Origin of the sequence: Actinomadura sp. 6N118 (genome assembly GCF_044326415.1) — a bacterium.
GTDB lineage: Bacteria > Actinomycetota > Actinomycetes > Streptosporangiales > Streptosporangiaceae > Spirillospora.
Genome location: NZ_JBIRAZ010000010.1, coordinates 48,511 through 64,523, shown reverse-complemented (window position 1 = coordinate 64,523; position 16,013 = coordinate 48,511). Strand labels below are relative to the sequence as shown.

Here is a 16,013-nt window from a genome sequence, read left to right as displayed (position 1 = left end):
TTCGCCCCGGTCATGTCTCGTGCCAGGCCGCGTCGGCTTCCCAGTAGTCCATTCCGTCGGCGCTGACGCCGTGCCGCCACTGAGAGGTTCGCCGGAGCCGGGGTTCGACCTTGGCGGTGACCTCGTCGGCGGCTTCGGGGCCGTCCGCGGGCACCGCCCAGTGGACCCAGTTGAGCTCGCGGCCGTCGGCGTCATGGGTGAACAGATCCACATGGCGCCAGCCGTAGCCGAAGGTGTCGTTGTAACAGGTCAGCGTCATCCGGCGATTCTCCTCAGCCATGCGCTCTCCCGCCCTCGGGAGGCCGGCGGCCCGTCGCCTGGGTGGAACTGAGCGGAAGTGCGAAGCCGAGCGTCGAGCCACCGCCGTCGCGGGGCTCGCTCCAGATCTTTCCGTGCTGGCGCGTGATGATCCGATGGCTCAGCGCCAGGCCGATCCCGCTGCCATGGGCCTTCTCGGTGAACGACTCGGTAAAGGGGTCCCGGCGGAACCCCCTGCCGCGGTCGGCGACCGTGCAGACACCCTCGTCGCCGCGGTCACAGGTCGAGAGCCGGATCCGCCGGGTCGAGACCGCGCACTCGGCCATCTCGTCGATGGCGTTGAAACAGAGGTTGAGAACGACCTGGCCGGTGAGGACGCGCTCGCAGCGGACCGGGACCGGATGGTCGGCGAGGCCGAGTTCGACCTCGACTCCGGCTGGTTCGGCCCGCAACCGGATGAAGGGGAGGCATTCGCCGATGATGTCGTTGAGATCGACGACCTGCTCGACGTGCTCGAGATGGCCGACGAAGGCCCGCATCGTGTTGACGATCGTCGCGGCCCGCTCGATCTGCCGGCCGGCGCTCTCCAGGCCGTACTCCAGTTGCCTGCCCACCTCTCCGGCCAGCCGGCCGTTCGCCGCCAGGGCTCCGGCGTGCGCCCGGATCCCGGCGAGGAAGTTGCCGGCCGCGGCGAGCGGCTGGCCCAGCTCATGGGCGATGGCCATCGCCATGTCGCCCATCGCGTTGTAGCGCGCCAGGTAGTTCTCGCGGCGCTGCTCCAGTTCCCGCAGGGCGTCCCCGCGCACCCGGTCGGAGACGTCGTGCATGATCATCATGTAGGAGGCGTCGGCCTGCCGCGCCGGCAACCGTTCGAGGCTGCCTTCCAACCACACCGGGTGGCTGTCCGGCTGCCTGATCTGGAGCCCGACCGGGACGATCGCGTCCGTATCGGCCGCGACGTCGGACCAGAACGCGGGCTTTCCGCGCACGCGCAGTTCGGCGCACGAGGTGAGCGGCCGGCCGGGAAGGCCCGCGCTGCCGGTGAGCCCGAGGTAGCCGAGTGCGGTGTCGGTCGCTGACAGGATCTCGCCGGCCGAGTTCAGCATGAAGGCGACGGTCGAGGTGTGGCGCGTCAGCGTCTCGACGTACGACTCGGCCAGGCGCTGGTCCGCTTCGGACTGCCGCTCCCGCTCGATGTCGCGATACTGCACCATGACGGCGAGTCCCCCGGTGAGCTCGACGCGGACGGCGACCGCTTCCGTCGGAATGAGACGGCCGGACTTGGACCGAAGGTGCCACTCGACCCGGCTGGCTCCCTTGTCGACCGCCTCTTGGAGCCAGGCGCGCGCGACGATCCGGTCGTACTGCTGCGCCGCGCTGCTGATGTGGTTGGCGCGCAGCGGGAGGATCTCGTCAAGGCTGAACTCGAGCATCGCGCACGCCGCCGGGTTGGCCCACAGGATCTGCTTGGTCTGCGCGTCGTGGAGCAGCGTGCAGACCTCCGAGGCGTTCATCAACGCGATGAAATCGGAGTTCCCCAACATTCGGCCAGCGTAGGCGCCGGGAACCCGCCGTCACCATGCGGGGCATCCTGCTCCGGACTAAAGGAATCCCCTACGTCCGGCGGGGCATTCCCAATTGGCACCGAACTCCTCGCTCCTTAGCGTCGATGGCACCGCATGAGATGAGGAGTGAACCAGTCATGTCACAGACCCTGGAGGCGGCTGCCTCCGTGACCTGGGACGTGGTGCTGGCCGAGCTGGCCGAGCGCCGCCAGGAGTTCCATGCCCAGGGGTATGTGCCGCGCGACTTCATCGACAAGCTCAAGCCGCTGGGCGTGTACCGGGCCGCGGCGCCGGAGATGTTCGGTGGCGAGCCGCTCCCGCCGGCGGAGTTCATCGAGATCGTCGAGCGGGTCGCCAAGGTCGACGGCTCGACGGGCTGGGTGGTGGCCTTCGCCTCGGCGCTGACGTACCTGGGAGCTCTGCCGGTCGAGACTCAGGCCCAGATCTACCAGGACGGCCCCGACGTGGTGTACGCCGGTGGTCTCTTTCCGTTGCAGCCGGCCGCCGAGACGGCGAAGGGTTTGCGGGCCAGCGGCCGGTGGAAGTTCGCCAGTGGGTGCATGGGCGCCGATCTGATCGGTGTCGGCCTCCTCGACGAGGCCTCCGACGGCAAACCCCGTGTGGGGGTGGTCCCCAAGGACCAGGTCGAGATCGTTCAGGACTGGGAAGTCACGGGCATGCGCGCGTCCGGGTCGTTCGACGTCGTCGCGCGCGATGTCGAGGTGCCACGCGAGTGGACCTTCGTCCGCGGGGGCCCGTCCAACATCGACGAGCCCCTCTACCGCTACCCGCTCATCGGTTTCCAGGCGCAGGTCCACGCGGCCGTCGGCCTCGGCGTCGCCCAGGCCGCGCTCGAGTTCGTCCAGCGGGCCGGCGCCCGGACCGGGATCACCGGAGCCCCGCCGCTGGCCGACCGGGCTTACTACCGCACCGACTTCGCCAAGGCCTACGCCGCTCTCCACTCGGCCCGCGCCTTCTACTACGACGTCACCGACGAGGTCTGGCAGACGGTCCTCTCCGGCGATGTGGTGAGCCCGCACCAGCTCGCCCGGATCCGGCTGTCGTCGGCCAACATCGCCGATGTCTCCGCACAGGTCGTCCACGATCTGTGCGCTATCTCCGGTGCGGGGGTCATCAACAATGGTCACCCGCTGCAGCGGCTGCGCCAGGACGCTCCTGTCCCACAGCTGCACGCCACCCTCGGCCACGGCGTCTATGACGGCGCCGGGGCCGTCCTGATGGACCGGCCGCCCACCATCCCGGGCTTCCTGTGAGTCGTCCCGTCCACGCCACCCTGGAGGCAATCCGGTGACCATCGAGTTCACTGCGGACAACGTCCATGACCGCGCGCCGGCCGATCCGGTGCTCGGTGACCGCGTCGCCGGGCGGATGTACACCGACCCGGAGATCTTCGAGCAGGAGATGACGAAGATCTTCGAGTGCACCTGGGTCTGGGTGGCCCACGACAGCGAGCTGCCCAAGGCGGGCAGTTTCAAGTCGACCCACGTCGGCAGGCAGCCCGTCATCGTCACCAGGGATCGCAAGGGGAACATCAACACGCTGCTCAACCGGTGCCGCCATCGCGGCGCAAGTGTGTGCGAGCAGAGGCAGGGCAATGTCAACGGCTTCACCTGTCCCTATCACGCCTGGTCATACGGCTTGGACGGCAAGCTGCGCGGCATCCCCTACCCGGACGGCTACGAGGGCGTCATGGAGAAGGAGGGCATGGGGCTGAAGAGGCTCCGCACCGAGTCCTACGGAGGGATGATCTTCGCGACGTTCGACGACGAGGCCGAGCCGCTCGAGGAGTTCCTCGGCGACGCCAGGCTCTGGATCGACCGCTTCATGCGGCAGGGCGGCGGCTACCCGATCAAGGTGCTGGGCGCCCATCGGTTCAGGTTCGGGGGCAACTGGAAGATCCAGCTCGAGAACACCACCGACGGCTACCACTTCCCGATCGTGCACCGCTCGTGGATGGCCTCGGTCGACGCCGAGACCGCCGGCATGATGTCGTTCATGACCGACCCCACGGCGGTCACCCACGACCTCGGCAACGGTCACAGCGTCATGCGGATGGCGCCTGAGCGCTCCGACCTTGACGCCGACGACGGGACCGAGCCTCTGCAGGCCCGCTTCGACGGCCTGGTCGCCGAGCTGATGGCCATCGGCCTGGCCGAGGCGGCGATCCGCAGGCTGGTGCGCGCCATTCACGGCAGCGGCTTCAATCTCAATCTCTTCCCGAACGTGTCGATGTCGATCTCGTTCTTCCGGGTGCTGCGCCCGATCTCGGTGGACGAGACCTGGATCGAGCACGTCGCACTCGGCCCCGACGGCCCCACGGAGATCGTGGATCCGGTCAACCGGGAGCGGCTGCGGGCGCACGAGCACTTCCAGGGCCCGTTCGGCTTCGGCACCCCCGACGACGCCGAGGGCTGGGACCGGGTCCAGCGGGGCGCCCAGGGTGCCCCGGAGATGCCGATCATGGTCAACCGGGGCCTGGCCCGCGAGACGAAGAGCCCGGAAGGCCGGCCGACCTCCCACGTCACCGACGAGACCGGGATGCGCGCGGCCTACGGCATGTGGAAGCGAATGATGAGCGATGACTGACACGCTGGCCGAGAAAAACTCCCTCACCCCGTTGCTGGCCGACCCGCGCGTGGCGCGCGCGATCGAACTGGTCTGGCGTGAGGCCGATCTGCTCGACCGCAAGGAGTACGACGCGTGGCGGGCCCTCTATACCGAGGACGGCCACTACGTGATCCCGATCGATCCGGAGACCGAGGACTTCGCGAACACCCTCAACATGGTCTACGACGACGCGCGGATGCGGCGGATGCGCGTCACCCGGATGACCGAGGGCCATGCCATCTCCGCGGTGGACGCCGCACGCACCGTCCGGACGGTCTCGCGGTTCGTGCCGGTCGAGGTTTCCGACCAGGAGGTCATGCTCCGGTCGGCGCAGGTCGTCGTCGCGTACAAGCGGGGCACGCACGACCTGTGGGCGGCCGAGGTCACCCACCGGATCCGGCTCTCCGAGCCTGACGACCGGATCGCGCTGAAAGTCGTCCGTCTTGTCGACAGCGAGGACGTCGTGCCCGCGGCGGGATTCCTGCTGTGAGCATCGTCGTCCGCGTCGCCGAGGTCACGCAGGAAACCCCCGAGATCCGCACCCTGCGGCTGGTCCGCGAGGACGGTGCGCCGTTCACGCCCTACCCGGCGGGTGCGCACATCGACGTGACGGGCCCGACCGGCGTGCTGCGGCAGTACTCCCTGTGCAGTCCTCCGGACGACCCGTCGTCGCTACTGATCGCGGTCAAGCGGGAGGCGCGGTCGCGGGGCGGCTCGGCCGCCCTGCACGAGGTCACCACGGGTGACCACCTCAAGATCAGCAAGCCGCGTAACCTGATTGCACTGGCTGCGGACGCCGACCGGCACATCCTGGTCGCGGGCGGGATCGGGGTCACCCCGCTGCTGAGCATGGCCTTCGAGCTCCACAGCAGGGGAGCGGAGTTCGAGCTGCACTACTTCGCGCGCTCACGGCAGGAGGCCCCGTTCGCTGACCTGCTGGAGAATCGGGCGGAGTTCGGTGACCGGGTGTGTCCGCACTTCGGGGTGCCGCGGGGCGACCAGCCGACGGTCCTCGCCGAGGTCGCCCCCCGGCTGACGGCGGCCGACCACGTCTACACATGCGGCCCGCAGGGCTTCATGGACCAGGTGGTCTCGGTCTTCGCGCCGGTGGTCGGCGCCGGCCACGTCCACGTCGAGCACTTCGTCGCCAAGGAGATCGACAAGAGCGGGGACCGGCCGTTCACGGTCGAGCTCGACACCGGCGAGGTCTTCGAGATCCCCGCCGACAAGTCGATCCTGCAGGTGCTGACCGACGACGGCGTCGAGGTCTTCACGTCCTGCGAGGAGGGCATCTGCGGCTCATGTGTATCCGGGGTTCTCGACGGCGTCCCGGATCACCGCGACAACTGCCTGTCCGCCGCCGACAAGGTGTCAGGCACGCAGATGGCCCTGTGCGTCTCCCGGGCACTGTCCGACAAGCTCGTCATCGAGCTCTACTGATCCCGTTCAGCCACCGATACCGCCCCGAGACGCGACTGCGAGGTAGCCGGCGCGCCCCGGCCGACGAGCACCCGCCCAGCCCCCGAATCAGCCCCCGAACCCGGGCCTGATCAGGAGTTTTCCTGGCCGTGACACCCCCGACACGGGGGACGCTCACAATATTTCCCGTCCATATGGTCGACCCAAGGGGCCGTGATGTCCGCGACTACGCGACAAATTCTTGGCGGAGCTGAGGCGGGGTCGGCGGGCTTCGAGGCGCCGAGGCATGAGCCGCACCCTTCATCAGTGCTCGGCAAGGCACACCTCCTGCTGGGAGCCTTCGCATCCGATGCCCCATCGCTGGGCCTGACCGAGCTCAGCCGCCGCTCGGGAGTCCGTAAGGCGACGGTGCACCGGCTGGCGACGGAGCTGGTCCGGCTCGGGTACCTGGCGCGCACGGCCGACGGCTACCAGCTCGGCTGGCGCATATACGAGCTGGGTCAGCTCGTGCCGGGACCAGCGAGCCTTCGCGGAGTCGCGCAACCGGCGCTGATCGACCTGCGCACCGCGACGAAGGCGGTCATCCACCTCGCGGTGCCGCACGGCGAGGACTGCGTCTACCTCGAACGCCTTGGAGGCCGCCGGGAAGCGCGGGTCCTGTCGGCCGTGGGTATGACGGTGCCGAGCTGGTTCACCGCCTCCGGACGGCTCTTCCTTGCGCACCGCGAGGACCGCGACGAGCTGCTCGCGGCGCTTGGCGAGGCCGAACTGGCGCCGCTGGCGCCGCACGGAATCAAGGACGTCTCCCAGCTCCGCGCGCACCTGGAACTGATTCGCGAGCGCCGCTGGGCCGACGAACAGCAGCAGTGCGTCCCGGGTTTCAAGACCTTCGCAGTTCCGATCACGTACGGCACGCTCGACCGCGTCCTCGCCGCGGTGTCGGCGACGATGTCGGTCGAGCGCCGCGACGACCAGCAGATCGTCCATGCCCTGTGGGCGGCCGCGGCCGACATCAGCCGTAACCTTCATTGGCCTGCCGCGGCCCTGTGCGACGACTCGCCCTACTGGGCCAAGCTCGTCGGCTGAACGCCGGGGCGGTCGCGCGTCGTTTCACCGAGCCCTGCTACGAGAATGACCCCCCCCGCGTTTTCCGCCAGTGGACCCTGAATTGTTCGTATCCATTCGTATCCATTCGTGTCCATGAGGATTTTGTGAATTCGTCGCCGCCGGGGCGAGTGCATTTCACGTGCGCAGCTGACGGCAGGTGACTAAGGAAAACCCCTAGGCCGTCCAGCCAATCCCTCATTTCCGGTCCAGCGCTGGGCGCATAGCGTGAGAGTGCCGAAGAAAGCTCGCGGGCCAGGCAATATGAGGAGAAATCATCATGGCGCGTTCGCTGAACCTTCCGGTCGCCGCCAGTCCGCGTTCGGTGGCCGAGTTCGACTCCGCCCGCCGGACCGTGGTGAGCGCACCCGAAAAGGAGCAAGCCGTGACCGGCAGAGAACCCGGCCAGCCGCCCTCACAGGACGAATTCCGGGAGGCGATGGCGCACCTGGCCGCGGCGGTCAACATCATGACGACGGACGGGCCGAGCGGCCGCTGCGGGGTGACCGTCAGCGCGGTCTGCTCAGTGACCGACGACCCGCCGACCGTCCTGGTCTGCCTCAACCGAAAGAGCGCCATGCACGATGTGTTCAAGGCCAACGGCCGGGTCTGCGTCAACGTCCTGGACGGTGACCAGCAGGAACTGGCGATGCATTTCGCCGGTGTCACGAATGTCTCCATGGCCGAACGGTTCACCTGGGACATCTGGGATCCCGGTCAGCAGGTGCCGGTCCTGAGGGACGCGCTGGTGACCGTGATCGGCGTGGTGAAGGACTGCAAGCCGATGGGGTCGCACAGCGTCCTGTTCGTGGAGATCGAGCAGGTGCGCACCCGCCGGGACGGCCGGAGCCTGGTCCACTTCAACCGGAGCTTCCATCGCCTGGACTCCGTCGCGCCGACGACCGGCTGATGGAAGCGATCGAGACCGCGCTGCGGCGCGTCGCGGAGACCGAGACGAAGATCCAGGCCTGGACCCTCGTGGACGAAGCGGGAGCGCGCGCGGCGGCCGGACGGGCCCCGGCCGGGCCGCTGCGGGGCATACCGTTCGGTGTCAAGGACATCATCGACGTCGCAGGCCTGCCCACCGAGTGCGGCTCGCCGCTACGGCGCGGGCGGATCGCCACGGCCGACGCCTGGCTGGTGGACCGGCTGCGCCGCGCCGGTGCCGTACCGATCGGCAAGACGGTCACCACCGAGTTCGCCTACTTCCAGCCGGGACCGACCCGCAATCCCCACGACGTGACCCGGACCCCGGGAGGATCCTCCAGCGGCTCGGCGGCCGCCGTCGCGGCGGGGGTGGTGCCGCTGGCGCTCGGCTCGCAGACAGCCGGGTCACTGACCCGGCCCGCGTCTTACTGCGGCGTCGCCGGATACGTCGCCCCGGTCGGAGCCTGGTCCACCCTGGGGATCACCGGGCTCAGCCCGAGCCTGGACGCGCCGGGACTGATCACCGCCACGGTCGCGGACCTCGCGGCGGCGGTCGAGGCCGTCGACGGCACGTCGATCGACGCCACCGACCGGATGCGGGTGCTGTTCTGGCGGGGCACCGAACTCGCCGACATCGCTCCCGCCATGTCCGACACGGTGGATCATGCGGGCAGGGCGCTGCTCGAAATCGGAGCGGAGGCCGGTGACCTGCACGTTCGAACGCCCGAACTCGCTCAGGCGCACGCCGTCATCATGGCCTACGAGGCCGCCCGGTCGCTGGCTGCCGAGGCCGAGCGCCCGGCCGCGCTGAGCAAGCCCCTGCGGGAACTGCTGGAACAGGGACGGCGGACGGCCGAAGCCGACTACCGGACGGGACTGGAGACCGCCCGCACGGCCCGCACCGGCCTCCTGGAGGTCCTCACCGACGTCGACGCCATCCTCGGGCCGGCCGCGCCCGGCCCAGCACCCCGCGGTCTCCAGGCCACCGGTTCACCCATTCTCAGCCGCCCCTGGCAGTTGCTCGGGCTGCCCGCCGTGACCGTCCCCGGCCATCGCGACGCGTCCGGCATGCCGCTCGGTCTCCAACTCGTCGGCCACCCCGGCCGTGTTGGCCGCCTTCTCCACGTCGCCCGTTCCGTTGAGGCACTCGCCGGGCGCCGTGGGCGGCGCGTGACGGCGCCGCCGCCCACGAGAACCATCCGCTGAGCAGAAGCCGCCGCCCACGAGAACCATCCGCTGTGCAGAAGCCGCCGCCCCCTGTCGGGTTCGGCGGTCCGGTCAGCGGTCCCAGGCGTTTGGCCCGGCGGGCCGCGACCTTACGGTTCGACGAACTCCAGCACTATGCCGCAGCCACCGGCCGGGTTCCCCGGCCCCCACATCGAGGTGCTCATGAAGAAACCGATCATCGCGTGGCGCGCCGTCGTGGCCGCCGTCGCGCTGGCCATGACCGCCGCCGCGTGCGGCGCCGGTTCCACCGACTCCGGCGGGGCGAACGCCGCCGGACCCGAGATCCGGCTCGGGGTGGGCATCGACGCCTCGTACGCCCACATCTTCCTGGCCGACCAGAAGGGCCTGTTCGCCAAGCACGGCGTCAACGTCAAGGTCGTCCAATTCGGCCGCGGCGGTGAGGCCGTCGACGCGATCGCGGCAGGCCAGGTGCAGCTGGCCGGCCTCTCGGACGTGACGGCGATCGGCAAGCTCCAGCAGATCCCGGACCTGCGGGCCATGTTCAAGTACGAGGAGTCCGGCAGCTACGTGAAGGTCGTCCAGCGCGACGGCGTCAGCGACGCCAAACAGATCAAAAAGATGGCGATCGTGCCTGGCATCTCGGAGTTCGCCGCGCTCCGGTTCCTGGAGTCCAAGAAGATCGACCCGAAGTCGGTGAAGTTCGTGACCGCGGACCCGCCGGAGATCCCGGTGCTGCTTCAGAAGGGCGACGTCGACGCGTTCGTCCTGTGGGAGCCGTGGCCGGCCAAGGCGCTCGAGCTCGGCGGGAAGACCGCCGGGACCACCGGGGACTTCGGCGTGCAGTCCGTTCACTGGCTCGTCACGGACGCCACGTGGCTGAACGGCAACCAGGACGCGGCCGCCAAGATCGCCAATGCCCTCGCCGAGGCGTCCGCGATGGCCGAGAGCGATCCGCAGGCGGCGGCGCAGGCCGCGCAGAAGGTCGCGAAGATCCCGCCTGCACTGACGCTGACCGCGATCAAGGAGATCGACTTCGGGGTGCGCGACATCACCGCCGCGGACCTGGCGGGCTACGAGGCGGTGGCCAAGTTCTATGTGGACACCGGCAAGGTGAAGTCCCTGCCGGACGTGCGCGCCGTCGTCCTGCAGAACTGGGCCTCCCAGCACACCGGGAAGTGAGAAGACGATGACCATCGGGATCGACCAGCGGGCCGCCCGTGGCGCCCCCACGAGCATCGACGGCGTGGGCATCCGCTTCGGTTCTTACCAGGCCGTGAGCGGGATATCCCTCGACATCGCCGCGGGCGAGTTCCTGTGCCTGCTGGGCCCGAGCGGGTGTGGTAAGTCGACGTTGTTGTCGGCGTTGGCAGGCTTCACTCCGGTCACGTCCGGCACGATCACCGTCGACCAGGATGTGATCGATGGGCCTTCGCCTGAGCGTGGGATGGTCTTTCAGAGCAGCGATGCGTTGTTCGACTGGCTGACCGTGCGGCAGAACGTGGCGTTCGGACCGCGTATGCGGGGCCTGTCGCGCAAGGAGCAGGCGGCGCTGGCCGATGAGTACATCGGGCTGGTCGGGCTGCGAAAGTTCGCCGACCGGTTCCCCGGCCAGTTGTCGGGGGGTATGCGGCAGCGGGTGCAGATCGCGCGGGTGTTGGCGAACCGGCCGCGGATCGTGCTGATGGACGAGCCGTTCGGCGCGCTGGACGCCCAGACCCGGCAGGTCATGCAGATGGAGATGGACCGCATCTGGAGGGAGTCCGGCTGCACGGTGGTGTTCGTCACCCACGACATCGACGAGGCGATCATCCTCGCCGACCGGATCGCGGTCATGACGGCCGGACCGGCGGCCTCGATCAAGAACATCTACCGGGTGGACCTGCCCCGCCCGCGCGAAGAGACCTCGCCAGAGGCGATCGCGCTGCACCAGATGCTGCGCCGGGACATCGGCGCCGAGGTCCGCGCCGCGCTCCGTGATCAGGGTTTGGATCAGGTGTTCGAGGCGGGGGAGGAGTACTGATGGCTGTCACCTCGGCCGAGGCCGCCGGACCGGCGTCCGTTAAGACGGAACGGCGGGCGCGTGTGCTCCCCGGCGGGCTGAGGACGGCGGGGACCTATCTGGCCTCGATCCTTCTCGGCCTGGGGGTGTGGCAGCTGCTGGCGATCCGGTACGGCCCGGGGCTGGTCGCCTCGCCAAGGGACACGGTGATGGCGGCCAAGGACCTGGCCGCGGACGGGACCTTGGCAAACTCGGTCATCGCCTCGGGGCGCCGCATCCTGATCGGCTGGGGGCTCGGCCTGGTGGTCGGTGTGCCGGTCGGCCTGCTGATGGGGCGTTTCACGATGATGCGGCGGCTGCTGGACCCCTATATCGAGTTCTTCCGTTTCATCCCGCCGGTCGCCTTCGTCACCCTGGCCGTGGTGTGGCTGGGCATCGGTGAGTCGTCCAAGGTCGTGCTGATCTTCTACACGTCCGTCTTCATCGTCACGCTGAACACCATCGCCGGCGTGCTGTCGGTGGGGGAGTCCAAGCTGCGCGCCGCCGCCAGCCTGGGTGCCGGCCGATGGCAGGTGATGCGCTCCGTCGTACTGCCCGCCACCGTGCCGCACATTGTCACCGGCTCGCGCCTGGCCATGGGCAACAGCTTCCTGACCATCGTCTCGGCCGAGATCGTGGCGGCCCAGGTCGGGCTCGGCTCGCTGATCTGGACCTCGCGGAACTACGGCCGTATCGACTGGGTCTTCGTCGGCATCATCACCCTCGGCACCCTCGGGTTCGTGTTCGACCGGGTGCTGCGCCTCGTGGCCTCGCGAGCGCTGCGCCGGTACGGGGTGAAGCTGTGACCTCGCGCGTCCTGCTCCTGGAACGTTTCGGCACGCCGCCCCGCATGACGGAACGGCCGGTACCGGCGCGGTCGCCGGGCGAGACGCTCATTCGAGTGGCCGCGGCACAGGTGGGCCACCTCGACCTGAACATCCTGGACGGGCGGTTCGGGATCCTGCCCTCACTCCCGTTCATACCGGGTACCGAGGCTTGCGGCACGATCGTCGCCTCTGACGTCCACCCGGAGGGCACGCTGGTCCGCATACGCGGGGCGGGGCTGGGACTCAGCCGAGACGGGGGCTGGGCCGAGCACGCCGTTGTTCCCGACAAGGCCGTCGTCCCGGTGTCTCCCGGCACGGACCCCGCCTTGGCCTGCTGCTTCTTCTCAGCGGCGGGGACGGCGTGGGCCGCCGTTCACGACGTGGGCGCCGTCGCCGAAGGGGAGCGCGTCCTGGTGACGGGCGCGGCCGGCGCGGTCGGTTCCCTGGTGGTGCAACTGGCCGTGCGAACAGGGGCCGAGGTGATCGGCGTCGTCGGGCGGCAGGCCAAACTGGGGCACGTCCCCGCCGGGGCTAAGGCGATCCTGGCCGATGATCTGTCGGCGGAGGCGGTGGGCGGGCCCCCCGACGCGCTCATCGACACCGTTGGCGGGTCCGTTCTGCCCACTGCCCTGAAGCTGGTCCGGCCACGCGGTAGAGCCGTCCTGATCGGCTACTCGGCGGGCCGGGAGTTCTCCGTGGACCTGGCCGACTTCCTGCTCGCGGACGTCGCGCTGCTGCCGATCAACCTGATGGCACGCGCCGGGAATCTCATCCCGGTGGCCGACCGCCTCCTGACCGAGATCGCTTCGGGCGAGCTCAACCTGCCCATCGAACGATATGCCCTCGACCGACTGGAGACGGCCGTGGAACGGCTGCGCACGGGTTCCGCGATCGGCAAGGTCACGCTGACGACAGAGTGATCGTTTTCGCTGACAGTGCTTGCCGGGTTGTTGCTCTCGGCCTCGCCGCGCCTTGACCTGCTACAACGCCTGATCGGATCCGCACTTCGCGGGCATCAGCCGCTCGATGACCCCTGAGCTGCCCGACAGTCCCGGCACCGTCCAGATCTCCATAAATCCTGAAGCCCCTCTGTTCATTCTGAAGAACACTCCGTTCGCGTGAACTCCAGGGCCTCATACCGGCGGGCGGAGCCGTCACCGCAGATATCTATGGGCCAGGGCGACACTTTGATCGATGGCCGTGGACATGCGGCCGAGTTGCCAGGTGGCGCCGTCCGGGCCGTGAATGAGGGATGCCATCGCCGAATGCGACCGCAAGCTCGCCCGCGGCGAGGTGGAGCAGGGGGTCTGGGGCGGAGCCCGAGGGTCGATTAGCCCAAGCGAAGCGAAGGGCAAAGGGGCGGAGCCCCGACCGGGGGGTGCGGGGGGCGGAGCCCCCTGCATCGGGGGTCCGGGGGTCGCCCCCCGGGTAGGCATGACGAAGGGCCAGCAGGGAAGGAAGCCGAAGGCTCCCGACCACACTGACCCCAGGACCGAAGTGTCCGAGGGGGGACTTGAACCCCCATGCCCCGTAAAGGGCACTAGCACCTCAAGCTAGCGCGTCTGCCTATTCCGCCACCCGGACAGGTGTGCACGCCGCAGTGCGCTGCGGCGGGCTTCACCATACCAAAGGTCCCGACTCGCGGCGAAGTCGAACGGGGGGCACCATGGTCGGGTAAGAGTCGGGACGAAAAGGTGATCACTGTGGCACAGCTTCCCACCGCCGAGGACGAGGTCGTTCAGCTCTGCCAGGAGTTGATCAGGATCGATACCAGTAACCCCGGGGACCACTCGGGGCCGGGGGAGCGTGAGGCCGCGGAGTATGTGAAGGCCAGGCTCGAAGAGGTCGGGCTGGAGTCGCAGATCTTCGAATCCCACCCGGGGCGGGCCAGTCTGGTGGCGCGGATCGAGGGGGAGGACCCTGGGAGGGACGCGCTGCTGCTGCACGGGCACCTGGACGTGGTGCCGGCACGTAAGGAGGACTGGACGCGGGATCCGTTCGGCGGGGAGATCGCCGACGGGTGCGTCTGGGGTCGCGGGGCCGTGGACATGAAGGACATGGACGCGATGATCCTGGCGGTGGTCAGGCAGCGTCTCAGGGAGGGCCGCAAACCTCCGCGGGATGTCGTCCTCGCCTTCCTGGCCGACGAGGAGGCCGGAGGCAAGTGGGGCGCGCAGTGGCTCGTCAAGGAGCATCCGGAGCTGTTCGAGGGGTGCACCGAGGCCGTGGGGGAGGTCGGCGGGTTCAGTCTCACTGTGCCTGGCGACAAGCGGATGTATCTCATCGAGACGGCTGAGAAGGGCATCGCGTGGATGCAGCTCACCGCGCAGGGGACGGCGGGGCACGGGTCGATGGTGCATCCGGACAACGCGGTCACGGCGCTGGCGGCGGCGGTCGAGCGGCTGGGGTCGCATGAGTTCCCGGTACGGCTGACCAAGACCGTGCGGGCCTTCCTGGAGCGGGCCTGCATGGCGTACGGGGTGGAGTTCGATCCGGAACGGCCGGAGCGGGCGCTGGAGGAGATCGGGCCGCTGGCGCGGATGATCGGCGCGACGCTCAAGAACACGCTCAATCCGACGCGGCTGGATGCCGGGTATAAGACGAATGTCATTCCGCAGAGCGCGACGGCGCAGGTGGATGGACGGTTTCTGCCCGGGCATGAGGAAGAATTCTTCGCGACGGTGGACGAATTGCTTGGGTCGGGCGTAAAGCGCGATTTCGTCCATTACGACTGGGCCGTGGAGACCGACTATGAGGGTGCCCTCGTCGCGGCCATGGAGGCGGCTCTGATCTCGGAGGACCCGGGCGCGCTACCCGTCCCGTACTGCCTGAGCGGGGGAACGGATGCCAAGGCCTTCGCTCACCTGGGCATGCGGTGCTTCGGCTTCGCGCCGCTGAGACTTCCGCCGGAATTGGACTTTTCGGGAATGTTCCACGGCATCGACGAACGGGTTCCGGTCGACGGGCTGCGCTTCGGCGTGCGCGTTCTTGACCATTTCCTTGATCGTGCTTGAGATGTAAGCGAAAAAGCTTCCCGGAATTGCCGCCACGCATGCTTACCGTGGTGCTACGGTCACCATCCGTAGAGAGTGGATCGACTTCCTCTTGGCGACTTCCGAGGAGAACCTGTGGCTCACGACCCGGCACGCAGCAGGACGGTCTCCGTCCTGCTGCGCCGTGTCGCCTGTAGCCGTCTGGTTCACCGGCTGCTGGTGCTCGCGGGAGTCGTGGTCACCTGCTGGCTGATCGGCGCCGCCGCCGAGGCGCACGCGGACGACGACCCCGCGTCCCGGGTCGTGGCGCAGACGCCTGTGGTGAGCGGGGTTCCGCCGGTCAAAGGCGCTGTGCCCGATGCGGCCGAGGATGGCGTCCGGGATGCGGCCAAGGGAGCGATGGTCGCTCCCGCCAACGATGCGGCCAAGACCGTCCTGCGCCCTGAGGGTCTGAAGGCGGCGCAGCCCGACCTTCCCCTGCCTGTGCCCTCCTCGGGCCTGGCGGACGGCATCGGGAACGAGCTCGCGGGCCTCAAGACGACGGGCCGCTCGGTGACGGACGACTCGTCCTGGGCTCCAGAGCACGCCACCGACGCGACGTACAGCGAACGCCAGGGTCCTCTGGCCCCGGCCGCATCGGGGGCGCCCAAGAACGCCCTCAAGACCGGCCCGGCCGTGTCGTACGCGAAGGTGTCGCACCCGGTGCCCGCGCCGGCCCCCATCTCCCCGCTCAACGCGCCCGCCCAGGCCGGAACGACCGGTCCAGCGAGCGGTGTGGGCCTCCTCACCGGATTCGGCGGCCTCCTCAGCCGCTGGTCCTGGACCGTTGCCCGGCCGCAGCCGGTGCTCATGCCCGCCAACGGGGCGGTCCCCCCGGCAGTTCGCACGGCAGCGGACGAGCCGACCTTCTCACCCGACTAGAACGCCACAGACTCCGGCTCTGGATCCGTGCGGTTCGGACCCACCGGGGCCGGGACGTGCCGTCCCCTGGCGGTACGTCGTCCCCCGAGATCTCGCGACCCGGCGCGCACACGCCGCGGAGACCAACACCACGCGGTAGCGCGCG

Annotated in this window: 15 protein-coding genes and 1 tRNA gene; 13 read left to right on the top strand and 3 right to left on the bottom strand. The window is 69.1% G+C overall.

Going from position 1 to position 16,013, the window contains the following annotated elements; genetic code table 11:
• Positions 1-10: 10 nt before the first annotated feature.
• A complete protein-coding gene (locus ACH34W_RS25655) occupies positions 11-280 on the bottom strand; it encodes a hypothetical protein (RefSeq protein WP_395963587.1) in 270 nt (89 codons plus the stop codon).
• A complete protein-coding gene (locus tag ACH34W_RS25650) occupies positions 273-1,802 on the bottom strand; it encodes an ATP-binding protein (protein WP_395963586.1) in 1,530 nt (509 codons plus the stop codon). The genes ACH34W_RS25655 and ACH34W_RS25650 overlap by 8 nt, the downstream gene beginning before the upstream one ends.
• A gap of 158 nt (positions 1,803-1,960) precedes the next feature.
• On the opposite strand from ACH34W_RS25650, the gene ACH34W_RS25645 reads away from it, so the two are divergent.
• The 11 genes from ACH34W_RS25645 (at position 1,961) to ACH34W_RS25595 (ending at position 12,874) form a co-directional block, all read left to right on the top strand.
• On the top strand, positions 1,961-3,097 hold the full coding sequence (locus tag ACH34W_RS25645; protein WP_395963585.1) for an acyl-CoA dehydrogenase family protein: 1,137 nt from the start codon (positions 1,961-1,963) through the stop codon (positions 3,095-3,097).
• Between the two features lie 34 nt (positions 3,098-3,131).
• On the top strand, positions 3,132-4,430 hold the full coding sequence (locus ACH34W_RS25640) for a Rieske 2Fe-2S domain-containing protein (protein WP_395963584.1): 1,299 nt from the start codon (positions 3,132-3,134) through the stop codon (positions 4,428-4,430).
• Positions 4,423-4,941 carry an aromatic-ring-hydroxylating dioxygenase subunit beta gene (locus ACH34W_RS25635; protein ID WP_395963583.1) on the top strand — a complete coding sequence of 173 codons (519 nt, stop codon included), beginning with the start codon at positions 4,423-4,425 and terminating at the stop codon, positions 4,939-4,941. The genes ACH34W_RS25640 and ACH34W_RS25635 overlap by 8 nt, the downstream gene beginning before the upstream one ends.
• The gene (locus ACH34W_RS25630; RefSeq protein WP_395963582.1) at positions 4,938-5,891 is read left to right on the top strand and encodes a PDR/VanB family oxidoreductase; all 954 of its coding nucleotides are present in this window, start codon (positions 4,938-4,940) and stop codon (positions 5,889-5,891) included. The genes ACH34W_RS25635 and ACH34W_RS25630 overlap by 4 nt, the downstream gene beginning before the upstream one ends.
• A 285-nt stretch (positions 5,892-6,176) precedes the next feature.
• The gene (locus tag ACH34W_RS25625) at positions 6,177-6,956 is read left to right on the top strand and encodes an IclR family transcriptional regulator (RefSeq protein WP_395963581.1); all 780 of its coding nucleotides are present in this window, start codon (positions 6,177-6,179) and stop codon (positions 6,954-6,956) included.
• A gap of 298 nt (positions 6,957-7,254) precedes the next feature.
• Positions 7,255-7,884 (top strand): flavin reductase, encoded by a 630-nt coding sequence (locus ACH34W_RS25620; RefSeq protein WP_395963579.1) that lies wholly within the window; start codon positions 7,255-7,257, stop codon positions 7,882-7,884.
• Positions 7,884-9,107 carry an amidase gene (locus tag ACH34W_RS25615; RefSeq protein WP_395963578.1) on the top strand — a complete coding sequence of 408 codons (1,224 nt, stop codon included), beginning with the start codon at positions 7,884-7,886 and terminating at the stop codon, positions 9,105-9,107. The genes ACH34W_RS25620 and ACH34W_RS25615 overlap by 1 nt, the downstream gene beginning before the upstream one ends.
• A 183-nt stretch (positions 9,108-9,290) precedes the next feature.
• Positions 9,291-10,268 (top strand): ABC transporter substrate-binding protein, encoded by a 978-nt coding sequence (locus tag ACH34W_RS25610; protein ID WP_395963577.1) that lies wholly within the window; start codon positions 9,291-9,293, stop codon positions 10,266-10,268.
• Positions 10,269-10,275: 7 nt separating this feature from the next.
• Complete coding sequence (locus ACH34W_RS25605; protein WP_395963576.1) at positions 10,276-11,109, top strand: ABC transporter ATP-binding protein; 834 nt, start codon at positions 10,276-10,278, stop codon at positions 11,107-11,109.
• The gene (locus ACH34W_RS25600; protein WP_395963575.1) at positions 11,109-11,933 is read left to right on the top strand and encodes an ABC transporter permease; all 825 of its coding nucleotides are present in this window, start codon (positions 11,109-11,111) and stop codon (positions 11,931-11,933) included. The genes ACH34W_RS25605 and ACH34W_RS25600 overlap by 1 nt, the downstream gene beginning before the upstream one ends.
• Positions 11,930-12,874 carry a zinc-binding alcohol dehydrogenase family protein gene (locus tag ACH34W_RS25595; RefSeq protein ID WP_395963574.1) on the top strand — a complete coding sequence of 315 codons (945 nt, stop codon included), beginning with the start codon at positions 11,930-11,932 and terminating at the stop codon, positions 12,872-12,874. The genes ACH34W_RS25600 and ACH34W_RS25595 overlap by 4 nt, the downstream gene beginning before the upstream one ends.
• Positions 12,875-13,452: 578 nt before the next feature.
• Here ACH34W_RS25595 and ACH34W_RS25590 read toward each other — a convergent pair.
• Positions 13,453-13,538 (bottom strand) — tRNA-Leu (locus tag ACH34W_RS25590).
• Positions 13,539-13,657: 119 nt separating this feature from the next.
• Between ACH34W_RS25590 and ACH34W_RS25585 the strand changes: the two genes are divergently transcribed.
• Together ACH34W_RS25585 and ACH34W_RS25580 are read left to right on the top strand one after the other, a co-directional pair.
• Entirely contained in the window at positions 13,658-14,968 is a 1,311-nt protein-coding gene (locus ACH34W_RS25585) for a M20/M25/M40 family metallo-hydrolase (protein WP_395963573.1), read from the top strand.
• Between the two features lie 114 nt (positions 14,969-15,082).
• A complete protein-coding gene (locus tag ACH34W_RS25580) occupies positions 15,083-15,868 on the top strand; it encodes a hypothetical protein (RefSeq protein ID WP_395963571.1) in 786 nt (261 codons plus the stop codon).
• Positions 15,869-16,013 lie beyond the last annotated feature (145 nt).

What these genes read in the sequence shown, in the direction of transcription:
- ACH34W_RS25615 (WP_395963578.1), top strand. Translation starts at nt 7,884, where the DNA reads ATGGAAGCGATCGAGACCGCGCTGCGGCGCGTCGCGGAGACCGAGACG.
- ACH34W_RS25650 (WP_395963586.1), bottom strand. Translation starts at nt 1,802, where the DNA reads ATGTTGGGGAACTCCGATTTCATCGCGTTGATGAACGCCTCGGAGGTC.
- ACH34W_RS25655 (WP_395963587.1), bottom strand. Translation starts at nt 280, where the DNA reads ATGGCTGAGGAGAATCGCCGGATGACGCTGACCTGTTACAACGACACC.
- ACH34W_RS25610 (WP_395963577.1), top strand. Translation starts at nt 9,291, where the DNA reads ATGAAGAAACCGATCATCGCGTGGCGCGCCGTCGTGGCCGCCGTCGCG.
- ACH34W_RS25635 (WP_395963583.1), top strand. Translation starts at nt 4,423, where the DNA reads ATGACTGACACGCTGGCCGAGAAAAACTCCCTCACCCCGTTGCTGGCC.
- ACH34W_RS25620 (WP_395963579.1), top strand. Translation starts at nt 7,255, where the DNA reads ATGGCGCGTTCGCTGAACCTTCCGGTCGCCGCCAGTCCGCGTTCGGTG.
- ACH34W_RS25600 (WP_395963575.1), top strand. Translation starts at nt 11,109, where the DNA reads ATGGCTGTCACCTCGGCCGAGGCCGCCGGACCGGCGTCCGTTAAGACG.
- ACH34W_RS25605 (WP_395963576.1), top strand. Translation starts at nt 10,276, where the DNA reads ATGACCATCGGGATCGACCAGCGGGCCGCCCGTGGCGCCCCCACGAGC.
- ACH34W_RS25645 (WP_395963585.1), top strand. Translation starts at nt 1,961, where the DNA reads ATGTCACAGACCCTGGAGGCGGCTGCCTCCGTGACCTGGGACGTGGTG.